Source organism: Caballeronia sp. NK8, assembly GCF_018408855.1.
Taxonomy (GTDB): Bacteria; Pseudomonadota; Gammaproteobacteria; order Burkholderiales; family Burkholderiaceae; genus Caballeronia.
Window position 1 is genome coordinate 1,161,619 of the sequence record NZ_AP024325.1, and the last position, 17,414, is coordinate 1,179,032.

Consider the following 17,414-nt stretch of genomic DNA (forward strand, 5'->3'; position numbering starts at 1 on the left):
AGGCTTTGCGTCGCGGGCGTGCCCAAGCGCCGTTCGTGACGCATCACCCGATGCGGGTCGTCCACGCAAACGTCGCGCTGACCGACTCGCCCGGCTCCAGGACCGCGCCGCCCTTCAGCGCGCGCGCCACATCCAGATTCACCCAGTCCGCCACGTTGCTCACCGGCTCCACGCAAAGCAGCCCGGGATGCGCAGCGGGCGCGTACACCACCATGTGATCGAACGGCGCGTCGGCGCTCAACGTGATCGCGCGGCCTTCGTCGGGCCACGCGATCGTCGCCGTGCGCGACCAGCCGGCGAAGTTATTGTCGAGATCGAACGCATCGGCGGACATGCCATCGCTGGACGCCATCGCATCGATGCACGGATGCGGACCCGCGTGCGTCGGCAGCAGATCCGGCGTGCTGTGCCACATCGCGGCGACGCGCGCATGCACGCGCGTGTTTCGCGTGCGCGGATAGTAGGGGTGATGGCCCATGCCGAACGGCATCGGCCGATCGGCCAGATTGCGCGCGGACATCGTGACGCTCAGTGTGTCCGCATCGAGCGCGATGTCCTGCGTCGCTTCATAAGCGAATGGCCAGTGCCGCGCCGCTTCACGCGAAGGCTCGTGCAGCAGGTGCAAGCGCGCCCGCGAAGCCGAGACTTCCTCCACGCGCCAGCCCAGACGCCACGCGTTGCCGTGCAGCGCGTGGGCGAAGCCGTTGCCGTCATCGGAAAGATCGACGAGCGCGCCGTCGAACAAGAAGCGCGCGTCGCGAATGCGATTGCAATACGGCAAGAGCGGAAAGCTCGCCATGCCGAGCGGATCGCGCGCGGCCAGCGCGGCGGGCGTAGCGGGACGCAGCCAGTCGATCACGCGGCCATCGCGCGTTTCGTCGAATGCCGCGATCGCGCCGCCGACATGCGGCGCGAGCAGCACGCGGCGCGCGCCATGACGCAGCTCGACGAGCGCTTCGGACAGTGCGGCGCTCAATATGCGAACTGCCGGTAATTTTCGTCGAACGTGCGCGCCGTCGCCTCGACGAGTGGATTGAAGCGCAACAGACGCCGTGCGCGCGCGGGCAATGCGGCGAACACGTCGCGCGGCACGTCAATATGCACCTCCGGCCGGAAATACCACGCGCGGCTATAGCCGATCACGACCATCGGACGCGGCTCTCCGTCCAGGTTCGGCGTGCCGCGATGCAGGCCGCGCACATCGCGAATCATCACGTCACCGAGTTTCATCGGCACGCGTTCGGCGGCGAAGCGCCCCGCTTCCAGGCCGGCATACGCGTCGTCGCGCGACATGCGATGCGTGCCGCGCGTCGTTTCGAGCGGGCCGTTGCGATCATCGACATCGACCAGCGGGAAATTCACCGCGAGCTGGAACGAGGGCGTTTCGGGCGCATCGTCGAACAGCGGCGGCGTGTCGCGATGCCAGTCCTGATATTCGGAGCCGTGCACGGGCGTATCGGTGGCGAGCTGGCACATCACCGGATCGCGCCCGGCCACGCGCTCCACGATACCGACGATGTCGTCGTCGCAAAAGATCGACGGGTCCGAGAACTCGCCCTCGAACGGCAGCGTGACGTAATAGCGGCCCGGTCCGCGATTGCCGCTCGTGGCAGCTGCGCGCGCTGCATCCACATGCGGTTGCAAGAGCGGAGCAAATGCATTGCGCCAGGCTTCGAGCGTCGCGCGCGGGAAATGGTCGCGCAGCAGCACAAAACCGTCTCGTTTGAACGCTTCGGCAAGCGCGTCTCGCGTGCCCTCGTCGTACCTGCCCATGCGCCGTCTCCTCGTCGCGAGTCCGGGGACAGAATCGCATGCACGTAATCCATTCGTCAATATTATTAGTAATAACCGGTGAAAACCCTGAGCCGAAATGCCCAATAAACACGTGCTTTCTGCGTCGTTCATCACTAATATTAGTGGCAGGTTTTCGCGGCCCGCCACGCTTCGTATGCATGGCGTCCAGCCGCCCGACGCACCCCGCACAATGAAAAAAACCACCCAACGCCGCCCGACGATGACCGACATCGCGAAACTCACCGGAGTCTCGCAATCGACGGTCTCGCTCGTGCTGAACAACGCAAGCGGCGCGAAGTTCTCCGACACCACGCGCGACAAGGTGCTGCGCGCCGCGCAGGAACTCGGCTATCGCATGACGCAGCGCGAGCCGGTCGCGGCGCTCGAGAGCCAGGGCGAACGCAATCTGATCGTCTATCTCGCCGACGAAATCTCGACGAGCCCGCACCCGGTCGTGAGCATCGACGGCGCGCGCGATGCGGCGTTCGCCAACGGCCGCATGCTCGCGGTCTATTCGACGCACGGCAACGCGGAAATCGAAGCGAGCGTGCTCGACGCGACGCTCGGCAATCCGAACGTGCTCGGCGTGATCTACGCGACGGTCTACACGCGCCGCGTCACGCTGCCCGCCGTGCTCGCCCGCGTGCCGACCGTGCTCCTGAACTGCTACACGAGCGATGCGAGCGTGTCGTCGGTCGTGCCCGCCGAGGTCGCGGGCGGGCATACGGCAACGGATCACTTGCTGGCGGCGGGCCACAGGCGCATCGGCTATATCAACGGCGAGCCGTGGCAGGACGCGGCGCGCGATCGGCTCAAGGGTTATCGGACCGCGCTCGCGACGGCCGATCTGCCGTTCGCGGCGGAACTCGTGCGCGAGGGCGACTGGAGCCCGGGCACCGGCTTCGAGCACACGCTCTCGCTGATGCGCGAGCCGAATCCGCCGACCGCGATTTTCTGCGCGAACGATCTGATGGCGCTCGGCGCGATCGAGGCGCTGAAGCAACTCGGCCTGCGCGTTCCCGACGATGTTTCCGTGCTCGGTTACGACGATCAGGAAATCGCGCGGCATACGCATCCGCCGCTTTCCACGGTCGTGCTGCCGAACTACGAACTCGGGCGCTGGGCGGTCGAGACGCTGCTTCAGGAAGAACAGAACCGCGCCGCCGGCGCGCCGGTGAGACGCCGCACGGTCAAGCTCGACGGGCCTTTGATCGAGCGCGGCTCGGTCAGGACATTGGCCGAAGCCAGGCATCTCGCAACTAATAATATTAGCGATTGACCGTTAATAAGACGCGATGAAACAATCGCCGAAGTCGCAGCCTTGAGCAATACGCATCACCACTCTCGCAGCACGCAGACCGGGCAACAACAAGCATCGGCACTACTAGAAAAAGGCAAACCATCCTATGGAGGAAGACATGCTGTCCCTAGAGAAGAAATCGCGTACGGGCCTGCGCCCGCTCGCTGCTGCACTGACCGCCCTGACGCTCGCTGCCGGCTTCACTGCCGCCCACGCCGCCGACGACGGCCTGCCGAAGATCGCGAACAAGAAGCCCCTGAAGGTCGGCTTTGCGCAGACCGAGAGCAACAACCCGTGGCGTCTCGCGGAAACGAAGAGCTTCAAGGACATCGCGGCGAAATGCGGCTGGCAGATGGTGATGACCGACGCCAACAGCTCCGCCGCCAAGCAGGTCTCGGACATTCAAAGCATGATCGCGCAGCATGTCGATCTGCTCGTGTTCCCGCCGCGTGAAGAGAAGCCGCTCGTGCCGGTCGTGATGCAGGCGAAGAAAGCGGGCATTCCGGTGATTCTCGTCGACCGCAACATCGACCAGTCGATGGCGAAGGCGGGCAAGGACTACATCACGTTCATCGGCTCGGACTTCATCGATCAGGGACATCGCGCCGCCGACTGGCTCGTGAAGGCGACCAACGGGAAGGCGACGATCATCGAGCTGGAAGGCTCGACCGGCGCGTCCGCCGCGAACGACCGCAAGAAGGGCTTCGACGAAGTGATCGCGAAGAATCCGGGCATGAAGATCATCGCGTCGCAGAGCGGCGACTTTGCGCGCGACAAGGGCCGTCAGGTGATGGAGACGCTGCTGCAGGCGCATCCGGATGTGACCGCCGTCTACGCGCACAACGACGAGATGGCGCTCGGCGCGATCGCCGCCATCAAGGCGGCCGGCAAGCAGCCGGGCAAGGACATCGTGCTCGTGACGATCGACGGCACCAAGGGCGGCCTCGAAGCGATCAAGGCCGGCGAACTCGGCGCGAGCGTGCAATCGAGCCCGTTCTTCGGGCCGCTCGCGTGCGATGTCGCGCAGAAGTACGCGAAGGGCGAGACGATCCCGCCGTGGGTGAAGGTCTCGGACCGCTTCTACGACAAGAGCAACGTCGACGCAAGCATGCAGTACGGGTACTGAGCGAAGCGTGTGTGTCTTGCGGGCGCCTGATCGAAGGCGCTCGCTTTTTCATTTCGACGGACTCACGGCATGGCTCAGACTCCCCTTCTTGACATGCAGGACATCGACATTGCGTTCGGCGGCGTCGCTGCCTTGAAACGCGCGCGCCTGACCGTCACGGCGGGCGAAGTGCACGCGCTCATCGGCCAGAACGGCGCGGGCAAATCCACGTTGATCAAGATTCTCACCGGCGCGTATCGCAAGAGCGCGGGCACGGTCCGCTTCGATGGCCGCGAGGTCGATTTCCGCACGCCGAAAGACGCGCGCGAAGCGGGCATCAGTACGATCTATCAGGAGATCAACCTCGTGCCGTTTCGCTCGGTCGCGGAAAATATCTTTCTGGGACGCGAGCCACGCCGCTTCGGACTCATCGACTGGAAGACGGCGCAGCGGCGCGCGGCCGACCTGCTCGAATCATTCGGATTGCGCATCGACGTTAAAAAGCCGGTACGCGAATACTCCACCGCGATCCAGCAGATGGTCGCGCTGGCCCGCGCCGTTTCGTCGGATGCGAAGATGGTCATCATGGACGAATCGACCTCTTCGCTCGACGAACGCGAAGTCGAATTGCTGTTCACCGTCGTGCGGCGGTTGCGTGACGACGGGCGCGCGGTGATCTTCGTATCGCATCGGCTCGATGAACTGTACGCGCTATGCGATCGCGTCACGGTGATGCGCGACGGACAGACCGTCGCCGAAAGCACGATGCAGGACATGGACAAGCTCAAGCTCGTCACGACCATGCTCGGGCGCACGCTCGCCGCCGTCGTTCACGAAGACAGCGCGGTGAAGGAAGCCAATCTCGCGAAGCGCGGGCCGGTGGCGCTTTCAGCGCAGGGACTCGCGGCGGGCGCGAAAGTCACGGACGTGTCGCTCGATGTGCATGCAGGCGAAGCCGTCGGTCTCGCGGGCCTGCTCGGCTCGGGACGCACGGAAACGATGCGTTTGCTGTTCGGCGCGGACCGTCCTGCCAAAGGCGCGCTTTCTGTCGGCGGCGAAAGCGCGACGTTCAGATCACCGAAGGATGCGATCGCGCGCGGCGTCGCGTATCTGACCGAGGATCGCAAGGCCGAAGGTATCGTGCCGGAGCTTTCGGTGCGAGACAACCTCACGCTCGTCTGTCTGCCCGCGCTGACGAAGCGCGGCGTGGTCGACGTGGCGAAGCAGCGCGAGATCGTCGACGGTTTCATCGAGTCGCTCGGCATCAAGTTGCGCTCGCCCGATCAGCCGATACGCGAACTCTCCGGCGGCAATCAGCAAAAGGTGCTGCTCGCGCGCTGGCTCGCGACGCACCCTCGCCTTCTTCTGCTCGATGAACCCACGCGCGGCATCGACGTCGGCGCGAAGGCCGATGTCGCGAAGATCGTGCGCGAACTGCGCGATGCGGGTCTCGCGGTGCTGCTGTCCGCATCGGAACTGGAGGAACTGACGGCGGTGGCCGATCGCGCGGTCGTGATCCGCGACGGCGAAACGGTCGCGCAACTCGATGGCGCGCAGATGAACGAGGCGGCCATCATGGACGCGATCGCATACGGCGGGAGCGCGGAGTCGACGCTCGCCGAAGCGGTGGAGGAAGCGAAACATGATCGATGACACGCAACGCGCCGCGCCGATCGTGCAGGCACCCGTGAAGAAGAAACGCGGCATCGCGATTCAGCGCGAAATCGCCGTGCTGATCGCGATGATCGTCTTCAATCTGATCTTCACGCAGCACTTCCTTTCGCTGCAGACGTTCAACGTGAATCTCACGCAAGTGGTGACGATCGTGATCGTCGGCATCGGCATGACGCTCGTTGTCGCGACGGGCGGGATCGATCTCTCCGTGGGCGCTTCGATGGCGATTGCCGGTGCGCTCGCGCCGATGCTCTTCATGAATATCGACGGCCCGCTCGGCATTCTGCTCGCGTTCACCTTGCCGATCATCGCGGCTGCCGCATGCGGCGTGTTCAACGGCTTTCTCGTGACGCGGCTGCACGTTCAGCCGATCGTCGCGACGCTCGTGCTGTTCATCGCGGGCCGCGGCATCGCGCAGGTCGTCACGGACGGCAGCCTGCAGGCGTTCAACAATTCCACCTTTCAATGGATCGCGCTCGGCAAGGTCGCGGGGGTGCCGTTTCAGATCCTGTTGATGCTCGCGCTCGTCGCGATCTTTACCTGGATCGTGCGCAAGACCCTGTTCGGCAAGTATCTGCTCGTGACGGGCGGCAATGAGGACGCCGCGTATCTCTCGGGCATTCCGACCGCGCGCGTGAAGATGATCGCGTACACCGTATGCGCCGCGCTCGCGGGACTCGCGGGGCTGATCTCGATTTCGGTGAACTCGTCGTCGGATGCGAATGTCGTGGGCCTCGGCGTCGAACTCGATGCGATCGCGGCGGTCGCGGTCGGCGGCACTGCGTTGACGGGCGGCAAGGCGTATATCACGGGCACGCTGATCGGCGCGCTGATCATTCAGTTGTTGCGTTACACGCTGCTCGCGCACGGCATTCCGGATGCCGCCGCGCTCGTGCTCAAGGCCGCGATCATCATCGCCGCGGTGTACGTGCAACGCAAGCGAGGCTGACTGTCATGAAGAAGAACCTGCCCATTCTCATTGCGCTCGTCGCGCTGCTCGTGCTCGGCGTCACGCGTTATGAGCATTTCCTGTCGGCGTATAACGTGACGTCGTTCTGGCGCTACAACTCGATGTTCCTGCTGATATCGATCGGCATGGCGTTCGTGATCATCACGGGCGGCATCGATCTGTCGGTCGGTACGGTGGCTGCGCTCGCGAGCGTCGTGTCGGCGCTGGCGAGTCCGCATGGCGCGCTCGCCGGCGTGCTCGCGGGATCGTTCGCGGGGCTCGCGGTCGGCGTGCTGAACGGTCTCGTCATCACGCATATGCGGATTCTGCCGTTCATCGTCACGCTGGCGACGAGTCTGGGCGCGCATGGTCTGGCGTTGCTGCTCGGTCATAACGATGCAGTGGCGATTTCGTCCGATATGAATTTCGCGGCGTTCGGGCAAGGCGATTTTCTGGGGATGCCGATTCCGGGGATCGTGTGCGCGGCGGCTGCGGTGATCGGATGGATCGCGTTGCGCAGTTCGCGGTTCGGGCGGCATGCGCTTGCCATCGGCGGGAGCGAGGAAGCGTCGCGGTTGATGGGACTGAACGTGGATCGCACGCTGGTCTTCGTTTATGCCGTTTCCGGGCTGCTTGCCGGCATCGCCGGGGCGATTCTCGCGGCGCAGTTCGGCGCGGGGCAGCCGAATGAAGGCGTTGGATGGGAGCTGTTCGCGATTTCGGCTGTGGTGCTTGGGGGTACGCGGTTGACCGGGGGCGATGGGTCCATCGCGATGACGATCGCCGGTGTCGCTTTGCTTGGGCTCGTGTTCAACCTTTTGAACTTCGAGAACGGGCTGGGGTTTATTTCGTTGTCGGCGTATTGGCAGTCGGTGATTCGTGGGTTGTTCCTGTTGCTTGTGATCGTATTGCAGGCGAGGGTTCTGGGTGGAGGGAAAGTGGTCAAGGTGGCGCGTTGAGGAATTCGCCGGATCCCGCTTTCACGGGACCCGGCGAATAAAACCCATCAGGCATGCCGATGCTCCGGCACGGTCTCCCGGATTACCTCCTCCCGCCGCGTCCCTGCCACGACACCAGGAATCCCTCGCCCGCGCAGCGAGCATCCCACCGTCTCGGTCACGAACAGCAACGCAACCGCCCCCACCACACAAGCGCCCATCATGTAGTAAGCCGGCACCAGCGTATTGCCCGTGCGCCCGATGAGCCAGTCGGTGACCATCGGCGCGGTGCCGCCGAAGATCGACGTCGAGAGGTTGTAGGCGATCGCCATCCCCGCATACCGCGCCTGCGTCGGGAACATCGCGGGGAACATCGCCGAGATGCTCGCGAGTTGCGGCACATAGAGCAGCCCCAGCACCCCGAGCCCGATCAGCGCGCCCGCGATGCCATGCGACATCAACGAAAACATCGGCACGGCGGCCACAAAGATGCCGACGAGCGAAAGCCACCACACCTTCTTGCGCCCGATGCGATCCGACAGCGCGCCGGCGAACGGCAGCAGCACCATCATCGACAACATGCCGATCAAGGGCAGCAGCAGCGAAAGGTTGTCGCTCATGCCGAGTTCCTTCTTCATGAACGTCGGCATATAGGCGAGCAGCACATAGTTCACCACGTTGAGCGCGACGACCAGTCCGCCGAGCTGCAGCAGCGGCTTCCAGTAGTTCGCGAACAGTTCGCGCAACGGCACGCCCGCATGATCCTCACGCCCCGCCGCTTCGGCGCATTCGCGAAACACCGGCGTGTCCTCCATCTTCGAGCGCAGATACAGTCCGATCAGACCGAGCGGCGCCGCGACGACGAACGGCAGACGCCAGCCCCATGCGTGCATCGCGTCATTGCCGAGCAGGACCGAACAGCCCAGCATCAGAAGCGCCCCGAGCGAGAAGCCCGCGAGCGTGCCGAATTCGAGGAAGCTGCCGCAGAAACCGCGCTTGTGGTCGGGCGCGTACTCGGCCATGAAGGTGGCCGCGCCGCCGTATTCGCCGCCGGTCGAAAAGCCCTGGATCATGCGCAGCACGACGAGCGCCGCCGGCGCCCACAAGCCGATGCTCGCATACGAAGGCAACAGGCCGACGAGCAAGGTCGCCATCGACATGATGATGATGGTCAGCGCGAGCACATGCTTGCGGCCGAGCCGGTCGCCGAGCGGCCCCCAGAAGAGTCCGCCGAGCGGCCGGACGAGGAAGGAGATCGCGAAAGTCGCGAGCGCGAAGAGCGTTGCCTGCGCGGTGCTGCCGGGAAAGAGCGCGGCTGAAATATAGGTGAGGCCGTAGCTGTAGATGCCGTAGTCGAACCATTCGGTCGCGTTGCCGATGGCCGATGCCGCCATGGCGCGCCTGATCGGCCCGCGCGATTGCGCATCATGCGCTGTCTGCGCGTCTTTGCTCGTGGAGGGTTGCACGTAACTCATAGTCGTTGTCCGGATGCGTCGGTGACCCGGTGCTGAGCTCGCGTTCGCGCGCCATGCACCGCCATGAGTTCAAGATACAGACGCACGCAGCTTGCCCCGCATGTCCTAGGACGATGAGGACGCTGGGGTTTTCCCCAGACAACGGTTCATTCTTGCCGCCCGACCGCGACCCCGGCGGGTTTCTTACCGAATCCCGCGAGCGTCATAGGACAATCGTTCAAAGCTCCGGATTGGAAATATCCGCCGTGACGATCCGTCTGCCGAGCGCTTCGGCGGCATGCCGCGCGTCCTCGCTGGACTCGAACGGACCAATGGTCTCGCAGCCGTCGAACGGATAGAGCACACGCTTGTCGCGCTTGCGCACGACCTTCAGCGTGCCGATATGCATGCCCGTCGCATTCACCACGTACGACGCGTAAATGTCGAAGCCCTCGTATGTCCCCGCTTCGGATATCAGTGTGGTTCTGGGCATCGGTCTGGACATGGTTGCGATCGTCGGGCAGCGTGGGTACGCGGTATGTTCGTGTCGGGATCGGTTCAGCAAAAAGCGTTCCGCTCCGCGCGCCTTTGCGCACGGGCCTGCCGCGCGCGCAGCCGATGAAAACCGAAGCGCGTTCCGTGCGAGAATTCGAAATCACTCTGATGCGCCGTGACAGCACGGCGGGCAAGCGGCGAGGAGAACGGGCGTCAATGAAAGCTGACAATCTGATCGCGGATGCGGGAACGAGCGGGCCCGGCCCGAGCTTCCTTCTGGGCGGCGGCGAAATGGGCGCGCTCATCCGCAGTTTCGATTGGACGCAAACCGCGCTGGGCTGGCCCGAACACTGGCCGCAAAGCCTCAAAACGGCCATCCGCATCATGCTGACGTCGCGCCAGCCGATCTGGGTCGGCTGGGGTCCCGACCTGCTGTTCTTCTATAACGACGCGTACAAATCGATCATCGGCGGGAAGCATCCGCAGGCGCTCGGCCAGCCGACGTCGGTCGTCTGGCGCGAAATCTGGAACGAGATCGGCCCGCTGCTCGACAGCGCGCTCGTCGGAAGCGAAGGCACCTTCGTCGAACAGAAGCTCCTCATCATGGAGCGCAACGGCTTTCCGGAAGAAACGTACTACACGTTCTCCTACAGCCCGATTCCCGACGACCGCGGCGGCGCGGGCGGCATCATCTGCGCGAACAGCGACGACACGCAACGCGTGCTCGGCGAGCGCCAGCTGACCGTACTGCGCGAACTCGCGGCGTCGGCGGCCGATGCGCGCACCTGGCGCGAGGCATGCGAACTGTCGATGAACGCGCTCGGCAACGCGTCGCGCGACATGCCCTTCGCGCTGCTCTACGCGGCCGAACCCGGCGGCGATACGGCGACGCTCGTCGGCGCGTGCGGCATCGAGCCGGGGCACCCGGCCGCGCCCGCGATCCTGCATGCGGCGCAGCCTCAGCCGTGGCCCTTCCAGGACGTGTTGCGCGACAACGCGGCGCGCGTCGTGACGGATCTGCAGGCGCGCTTCGACGCGCCGCTGCCCGCCGGCGCATGGAGCGTCGCGGCGCAAAGCGCGGTGCTGTTGCCCATCGCGCCCGCGGGCGAAACCGGCCGCGTCGGCGTGCTGATCGCGGCGCTCAATCCATTCCGGCTCTTCGACGAAGGCTATCGCGCGTTCATGAATCTGGTCGCGAACCAGATCGGCGCGGCGATCGGCTACGCGCACGCGTACGACGAAGAACGCCGCCGCGCCGAAGCGCTCGCCGAAATCGATCGCGCGAAAACCACTTTCTTCTCCAACATCAGCCATGAGTTCAGGACGCCGCTCACGCTGATGCTCGGCCCGCTCGAAGAACTGCTCGCGAATCCGCAACGCATCGGTCACGAAGACATGCGTGTCGTCGAGATCATGCATCGCAACGGCTTGCGGCTTCTGAAGCTCGTCAACGCGCTGCTGGACTTCTCGCGCATCGAGGCCGGGCGCATCGAGATTCATCGGCAGCCGACGGACATCGCCGTGTTCACCGCCGAGCTTGCGTCGCTGTTTCGCTCGGCGATCGAATCGGCCGGCCTGCGCCTCGAGATCGATATCCCGCCGACGCCCGTGATCGCTGACATCGACCGCGACATGTGGGAAAAGATCGTGATGAACCTGCTGTCGAACGCGTTCAAATTCACGTTCGACGGCGCGATCCGCGTCTCGCTGCACCCGCACGCCGGACACGGCATCGAACTCAGCGTGCGCGACAGCGGCATCGGCATTCCGGAGCACGAACTTGCGCGCGTGTTCGAGCGCTTTCATCGCGTCGCGGGCGCGGCGGGCCGGTCGGTCGAAGGCAGCGGGATCGGGCTCGCAATGGTTCAGGAGCTGGTCAAGCTGCACGGCGGCTCGATCAGCGTGCAAAGCGCGCTCGGGCGCGGCGCGTGCTTCACGATCACGCTGCCCGTGCCGCGCGACATGACCGAGGCAACCAACGCCGAGGCGAGCATCCGCGCGCGTTCGTATGTCGATGCCGCCATGCGCTGGATGCCGGACGCGGGCGGGCCGGCCGCAGTCGACAGCGACGAAGACACGCCGCTCGGCGCGACCAGTGAACCGACGCCGCAGGACACGCAGCCGGGCCGCGTGCTCGTCGTCGACGACAACGCCGATCTGCGCGACTACATGCGCCGCATGCTCATCGGCGCGGGCCACGACGTGCGCGTCGCCGCCGATGGCGAAGCCGCCCTCGCGATGGCCCGCACGATGCGTCCGGAAGTGATCGTCTCCGACGTGATGATGCCGCGCCTCGACGGCTTCGGGCTCTTGCGCGCGCTGCGCGAGGACGAGGCGCTGCGCGAAACGCCGGTCGTGCTGCTGTCGGCGCGCGCGGGCGAAGAGGCGCGCGTGGAAGGCCTCGAAGCGGGCGCCGACGATTATCTGACCAAGCCCTTCGCCGCGCGCGAACTGCTCGCGCGCGTGGCGAGCAATCTGCGCCTTGCGCGGCTGCGTAACGCGACCGAGCAGAAGCTGCGCGACGAATCTCGCACGCTCGAAATTCTCAATCGCGTCGGCGCGACGGTCGCGGGCGAGCTCGAACTGAGCCGTGCCGTGCAGGTGGTGGTCGACGCCGCGACCGAGCTGACCGGCGCCGCCTTCGGCTCGTTCTTCTACAACGTCCTCGACGACAAGGGCGGCCGCTACACGCTCTATACGATCTCGGGCGTGCCGAAGGATACCTTCGCGAAATTCCCGATGCCGCGCAACACCGCCGTGTTCGGCCCGACGTTCGCGGGCGAAGGCATCGTGCGCTCGGACGACATCACGAAAGACGCGCGCTACGGTCACAACGCGCCGCATCACGGCATGCCGAAGGGCCATCTCGCCGTGTGCAGCTATCTCGCCGCGCCGGTGCTCTCGCGCACGGGCGAAGTGCTCGGCGGCCTCTTCTTCGGCCATCCGGAGCCGGGCGTATTCACCGAACGATCGGAACGGATCCTCACGGGCATCGCAGCGCAGGCGGCGATCGCCATTGACAATGCGCGCCTCTTTCAGGCTGCGCAGGACGAGATATCCGAACGCACGAAGGCGCAGGATGCGCTGCGCGATCTGAACGAGACGCTGGAGCGCCGCGTCGCCGACGCCGTCGCCGATCGCGATCGTCTGTGGGAGCTGAGCGAAGACCTGTTCTTCGTCGCCAGTTTCGAAGGTGCGCTGCTGCGCGTGAGTCCTTCATGGACGACCGTGCTCGGCTTCGACTCGCAGCGGCTGCATTCGCACACGGTGTCGGACCTCGTGCATCCGGACGACGCGCGCGCCGCCGCCGCGGAACTCGACAGTCTGCGCGCGAGCGGCCTGCCCGTGCGCTACGAGTGCCGTCTGAGCCGCTCGGACGGTGGCTGGCGCTGGATCGCATGGACGGTCTCGCTCGATCCGCGCACGCGGCGCATTCACGGCGTGGGCCGTGACGTGACGACAGACCGCGAAACCGCCGACGCGCTGCGTCACGCGGAAGAAGCGCTGCGCATGGCGCAAAAGATGGAAGCAATCGGCAAGCTGACGGGCGGCATCGCGCATGACTTCAACAACCTGCTGCAGGTGATCGGCGGCAATCTGCAGTTGCTCGCGAAGGATGTCGCCGGACAGGACAAGCCCGAGCAGCGCGTGAGAAGCGCGCTCGCGGGCGTGGCGCGCGGCGCGAATCTGGCCTCGCAACTGCTCGCGTTCGGCAGACGTCAGCCGCTCGCGCCGAAGGTGGTCAACCTCGGCCGCTTCGTGCGCGGCCTCGACGACATGTTCCGTCGCGCGCTCGGCGACGGCATCGAGATCGAGACCGTCGTGACGGGTGGCTTGTGGAATACGCTCGTCGATCCGTTTCAGGTCGAGAACGCGCTGCTCAATCTCGCGATCAACGCGCGCGACGCGATGAACGGCCACGGCAGGCTGACGATCGAAGCCGGCAATGCATCGCTCGATGAAACCTACGCGCTGCGCAACGCGGAAGTCACGCCCGGCCAGTACGTGATGGTCGCGGTCACCGACACGGGCTCGGGCATGTCGCCCGAAGTGCAGGAGCGCGCGTTCGAACCGTTCTTCACGACCAAGCGCGAAGGTCAGGGCACGGGCCTCGGGCTTTCGATGGTGTACGGCTTCGTCAAGCAATCCGGCGGGCATGTGAAGGTGTACAGCGAGCAGGGACATGGCACGACGGTGCGTATCTATCTGCCGCGCGCGCGTGAGGAAGAGGATCTGGAAACGAACATCGATCCGGGCCCGGCGAAGGGCGGCAGCGAGACCATTCTCGTCGTCGAGGACGATGAAGAAGTGCGCGCGACGGTGGTCGAACTGCTCGCGGATCTCGGCTATCGCGTGTTGCGCGCGAAGGATGCGCAGAGCGCGCTGGCGATCGTCGAGAGCGGCGTGCCGGTCGATCTGCTGTTCACCGATGTCGTGATGCCCGGGCCGTTGCGCAGCACCGAGCTGGCGCGCAAGGCGCGTGAGCGCGTGCCGGGGATCACGGTGCTGTTCACGTCGGGCTATACGGATAACGCGATCGTGCATGCGGGAAGGCTCGACGAGGGCATCGACCTGTTGAGCAAGCCTTATACGCATGAGGCGTTGGCGCGCAAGGTGCGGCACGTTCTGGGGCAGCGTGCGCAGGACGCGGCGCCGGTGGTCGTGGATGCCGATGCGCGCCTGCCGGGCGGCGAGCAGGACGATGTGCTTTCGCGCGTGCGCGTGCTGTACGTGGAAGACAATGAGCTCGTGCGCGCGAGCACCGCGGAGCTGATGCACACGTTCGGGCTGGATTTGATCGATACGGGCAGTGCGGAGGAGGCGCTCGAGTTGTTGCGGGCGCATCGCTTCGAGGTGCTGTTGACGGATGTGGATCTTGCGGGGCGGTCGGGGGTCGAGCTTGCGATTGCCGCTTGTCGCGAGACTTCCGGGCTGGGGGTCGTGTTCGTGACTGGGTTTGATCTCGCACTCAGCGAGGAGGAGCGGCAGGCGCTGCCGAAAGCCGTTCAGTTGCGCAAGCCGTTTGATCCGCTGGCTTTGATCAATGCTTTGAATGCGGTGGTGGCGGGGTAGGGTTGGGTTTGGTTTGTTTGCTTGGGCTTCTATGGATGGCCTGTGGTCGTGTCGGTCTATTAGCGTTGCCCCTGTGCGGGGCGGCAGTCACTTTCTTTGCTGCTGCAAAGAAAGTAACCAAAGAAAGCAGCTCGAGACGCCCGCGGTCACACGCAATTTGGGTAGCCTTCTCCTCGCTCGTGGCCTCTGTAGCGAGTGCCCTCGTAGGCCACGTCGGGCTTGGACCGCGCACGGTCTGACAAGCTAGAAATCCAAGCGCGCTGGTTCAGCACGAAATAGCTTCGGCACAGCGCTACGCGCTGCCGTTGGGTATGCAAGGGAAACCGTTGGTATGGATGACTTAGCAAGGAAGTGCGCGTATGCCCGATGTACCCGTCGGCCGCGAAGCGGGCCGGAGCCATTTCGTGCTGAACCAGTCCGTTATGCGGCGCGACGTGTCAGACCGTGCGCGGTCCAAGCCCGAAGGGGCCTATGAGGGCACTCGCTACTGACGCCACGAGCGAAGAGAAGAACACCCAAATTGCGTGTGACCGCGGGCGTCTCAAGCTGCTTTCTTTGGTTACTTTCTTTGCAGCAGCAAAGAAAGTGACTGCCGCCCCGCACAGGGGCAACGTTAATAGACCAACACCAATACGGGATCCGGCGAAAAACCCAAACCCCGCCCCCCTTCACCCCCCGCGCCGCTTCCTCACCGCCTCAGCAAGCAACTCCAGCACCGGCTCGCTCTGCGTCCACCCCAGACACGCATCCGTAATCGACACACCGTGCTTCAACGGCACGCCCGGCTTCAAATCCTGCCGTCCCTCTTCCAGATGGCTCTCGATCATCACACCCGTGATCCGCCGCTCGCCCGCTTCCAGTTGCCGCGCAATATCCTGCGCAACGTCCACCTGCCGCAGATGCGATTTGTTCGAATTGGCATGCGAGCAATCGATCATCACCTGCTCGCGCTGCCCGAGCTTGGCCAGCGCGCCACACGCAGCCGCCACGCTTTGCGCATCATAGTTCGGCCCCTTCGTCCCACCCCGCAAGATGACGTGACAATCATCATTGCCACGCGTCTCGAAGATCGCGGCCATGCCCATCTTGGTCATGCCCATGAACGCATGACTCGCGCGCGCCGCGACGATCGCGTCCGCCGCAACCTGCACGCCGCCGTCCGTGCCGTTCTTGAACCCAATCGGGCAACTCAACCCCGACGCAAGCTGCCGATGGCTCTGACTCTCGGTCGTGCGCGCACCGATCGCGCCCCACGCGATCAGATCGGCGATGTACTGCGGACTCAACAGATCGAGAAACTCCGTCGCGGTCGGCAGGCCGAGGCCGCTGATATCGAGCAGAAGCTCGCGCGCACGGCGCAAGCCCTCGTTGATGCGGAAGCTGCCGTCCAGACGCGGATCGTTGATATAGCCCTTCCAGCCCACCGTCGTGCGCGGTTTCTCGAAGTACACGCGCATCACGATGAAGAGATCGTCGCGCAGCCGGTCGGCGACAGCCTTCAGGCGCTGCGCGTATTCCATCGCCTGATCGTGATCGTGGATGGAGCACGGCCCCACGACGACGACCAGCCGGTCATCGCGGCCATGCAGAATGTTCGCGATCGCCGCGCGGCTCTCCTCGACGAGCGTCTGCACGCTGGACGTAACCGGCAATTCGTCGAGCAGCAACGCGGGCGAAATCAGCGGACGCACGGCGCCGATGCGCGTGTCGTCGATACGGGTCGTGTCTTGCGTGGAGTCGGCCACGCCTGCCTCCTGATCGCGGGAGGGATTGTCGATGCGGGTCAAGATCAGCTCCGTCATGCGTAATTGATGCAAAATTCGGGGACTTTATGCGTACTTTCCGCTCGCTCAGCGGCGTGCGGCGCAAACATCAATTATCGCATTTGCGACGCCCCGCGCGCTCGATCGTGCGTATGATGAAGCCGGAACGACACCTTCACAGGGAGCCAGTCATGCGAATCGAAACTTCATTCCTTTTCGACCTCGACGGCACGCTCGTCGATAGCGTCTATCAGCACGTGCTTGCATGGAAGGAAGCGCTCGACGCCGAAGGCATCGAACTGTCCGTCTGGCGCATCCATCGGAAGATCGGCATGAGCGGCGGCCTGTTCACCAATCAACTGCTGCGCGAAACGCACGGCGAAATCAGCGCGGACCGCGTCGAGCGTCTGCGTCAGTTGCACGCGGAAGCGTACAAGCGGCTGCGCGCGCAGGTCTGTCCGCTGCCGGGCGCGCGCGAACTGCTCGATGCACTCACGCAAGCCGGCACGCGTTGGGCCATCGCGACGAGCGGCCGTATGGAAACCGCGCAGGTGAATCTCGAAGCGCTGGGCGTCGATCCGGCGAAGCAGGTCGTCATCACGCGCGACATGGTGAAGTACGCCAAGCCCGATCCCGATCTCTTCCTCGCCGCCGCCGCGCGCCTGAACGTGCCGATCGAACATACGGTCGTCGTCGGCGACAGCATCTGGGACATGCTGGCCGCGCGGCGTTGCCGTTCGCTGGGCGTCGGTCTGCTGTCGGGCGGTTATGGCAGCGATGAACTGGAACGCTCCGGCGCGTTGCGCGTCTATGAAGATCCGGCGGATCTGTTGCTGCATCTCGACGAAGTCGCGGCGCGGCCGTGAGAT

12 protein-coding genes are annotated in these 17,414 nt (G+C 64.8%); 7 read left to right on the forward strand and 5 right to left on the reverse strand.

Annotation, left to right across the window (positions count from 1 at the left end; all coding sequences use genetic code 11):
• Window positions 1-43: 43 nt before the first annotated feature.
• Window positions 44-976, reverse strand: coding sequence for an aldose 1-epimerase (locus NK8_RS30655; protein WP_213231915.1), 933 nt, complete (start codon window positions 974-976; stop codon window positions 44-46).
• Window positions 973-1,773 carry a phytanoyl-CoA dioxygenase family protein gene (locus NK8_RS30660; RefSeq protein ID WP_213231916.1) on the reverse strand — a complete coding sequence of 267 codons (801 nt, stop codon included), beginning with the start codon at window positions 1,771-1,773 and terminating at the stop codon, window positions 973-975. The genes NK8_RS30655 and NK8_RS30660 overlap by 4 nt, the downstream gene beginning before the upstream one ends.
• Window positions 1,774-1,984: 211 nt before the next feature.
• On the opposite strand from NK8_RS30660, the gene NK8_RS30665 reads away from it, so the two are divergent.
• The 5 genes from NK8_RS30665 (at window position 1,985) to NK8_RS30685 (ending at window position 7,781) form a co-directional block, all read left to right on the forward strand.
• Window positions 1,985-3,073 carry a LacI family DNA-binding transcriptional regulator gene (locus tag NK8_RS30665; protein WP_225936434.1) on the forward strand — a complete coding sequence of 363 codons (1,089 nt, stop codon included), beginning with the start codon at window positions 1,985-1,987 and terminating at the stop codon, window positions 3,071-3,073.
• A 139-nt stretch (window positions 3,074-3,212) separates the two neighbouring features.
• Window positions 3,213-4,220 (forward strand): ABC transporter substrate-binding protein, encoded by a 1,008-nt coding sequence (locus NK8_RS30670; RefSeq protein WP_162070628.1) that lies wholly within the window; start codon window positions 3,213-3,215, stop codon window positions 4,218-4,220.
• Window positions 4,221-4,289: 69 nt separating this feature from the next.
• Window positions 4,290-5,852, forward strand: coding sequence for a sugar ABC transporter ATP-binding protein (locus tag NK8_RS30675; RefSeq protein ID WP_213231917.1), 1,563 nt, complete (start codon window positions 4,290-4,292; stop codon window positions 5,850-5,852).
• The gene (locus NK8_RS30680; protein WP_213231919.1) at window positions 5,842-6,822 is read left to right on the forward strand and encodes an ABC transporter permease; all 981 of its coding nucleotides are present in this window, start codon (window positions 5,842-5,844) and stop codon (window positions 6,820-6,822) included. The genes NK8_RS30675 and NK8_RS30680 overlap by 11 nt, the downstream gene beginning before the upstream one ends.
• A 5-nt stretch (window positions 6,823-6,827) precedes the next feature.
• Window positions 6,828-7,781: an ABC transporter permease gene (locus NK8_RS30685; RefSeq protein ID WP_162070625.1), complete on the forward strand. Its 954-nt coding sequence runs from the start codon at window positions 6,828-6,830 to the stop codon at window positions 7,779-7,781.
• Between the two features lie 47 nt (window positions 7,782-7,828).
• Here NK8_RS30685 and NK8_RS30690 read toward each other — a convergent pair whose 3' ends face one another.
• Both NK8_RS30690 and NK8_RS30695 read right to left on the reverse strand, forming a co-directional pair.
• Window positions 7,829-9,235, reverse strand: a complete 1,407-nt coding sequence (locus NK8_RS30690) for an MFS transporter (protein WP_213231921.1) — start codon at window positions 9,233-9,235, stop codon at window positions 7,829-7,831.
• A 217-nt stretch (window positions 9,236-9,452) separates the two neighbouring features.
• A complete protein-coding gene (locus NK8_RS30695) occupies window positions 9,453-9,707 on the reverse strand; it encodes a DUF6723 family protein (RefSeq protein WP_213233257.1) in 255 nt (84 codons plus the stop codon).
• A gap of 218 nt (window positions 9,708-9,925) precedes the next feature.
• On the opposite strand from NK8_RS30695, the gene NK8_RS30700 reads away from it, so the two are divergent.
• Entirely contained in the window at window positions 9,926-14,782 is a 4,857-nt protein-coding gene (locus NK8_RS30700; RefSeq protein WP_213231923.1) for a response regulator, read from the forward strand.
• A gap of 668 nt (window positions 14,783-15,450) precedes the next feature.
• Here the strand turns inward: NK8_RS30700 and NK8_RS30705 are convergent.
• The gene (locus tag NK8_RS30705) at window positions 15,451-16,569 is read right to left on the reverse strand and encodes a 3-deoxy-7-phosphoheptulonate synthase (protein WP_162070061.1); all 1,119 of its coding nucleotides are present in this window, start codon (window positions 16,567-16,569) and stop codon (window positions 15,451-15,453) included.
• A gap of 167 nt (window positions 16,570-16,736) precedes the next feature.
• On the opposite strand from NK8_RS30705, the gene NK8_RS30710 reads away from it, so the two are divergent.
• Entirely contained in the window at window positions 16,737-17,411 is a 675-nt protein-coding gene (locus NK8_RS30710; protein ID WP_061173279.1) for an HAD family hydrolase, read from the forward strand.
• Window positions 17,412-17,414: the final 3 nt, after the last annotated feature.

Bases quoted from the DNA above. Each gene is read 5' to 3' on its own strand.
- NK8_RS30660 (WP_213231916.1), bottom strand. From the start codon at position 1,773: ATGGGCAGGTACGACGAGGGCACGCGAGACGCGCTTGCCGAAGCGTTC.
- NK8_RS30665 (WP_225936434.1), top strand. From the start codon at position 1,985: ATGAAAAAAACCACCCAACGCCGCCCGACGATGACCGACATCGCGAAA.
- NK8_RS30670 (WP_162070628.1), top strand. From the start codon at position 3,213: ATGCTGTCCCTAGAGAAGAAATCGCGTACGGGCCTGCGCCCGCTCGCT.
- NK8_RS30675 (WP_213231917.1), top strand. From the start codon at position 4,290: ATGGCTCAGACTCCCCTTCTTGACATGCAGGACATCGACATTGCGTTC.
- NK8_RS30680 (WP_213231919.1), top strand. From the start codon at position 5,842: ATGATCGATGACACGCAACGCGCCGCGCCGATCGTGCAGGCACCCGTG.
- NK8_RS30685 (WP_162070625.1), top strand. From the start codon at position 6,828: ATGAAGAAGAACCTGCCCATTCTCATTGCGCTCGTCGCGCTGCTCGTG.
- NK8_RS30690 (WP_213231921.1), bottom strand. From the start codon at position 9,235: ATGAGTTACGTGCAACCCTCCACGAGCAAAGACGCGCAGACAGCGCAT.
- NK8_RS30695 (WP_213233257.1), bottom strand. From the start codon at position 9,707: ATGCCCAGAACCACACTGATATCCGAAGCGGGGACATACGAGGGCTTC.
- NK8_RS30700 (WP_213231923.1), top strand. From the start codon at position 9,926: ATGAAAGCTGACAATCTGATCGCGGATGCGGGAACGAGCGGGCCCGGC.
- NK8_RS30710 (WP_061173279.1), top strand. From the start codon at position 16,737: ATGCGAATCGAAACTTCATTCCTTTTCGACCTCGACGGCACGCTCGTC.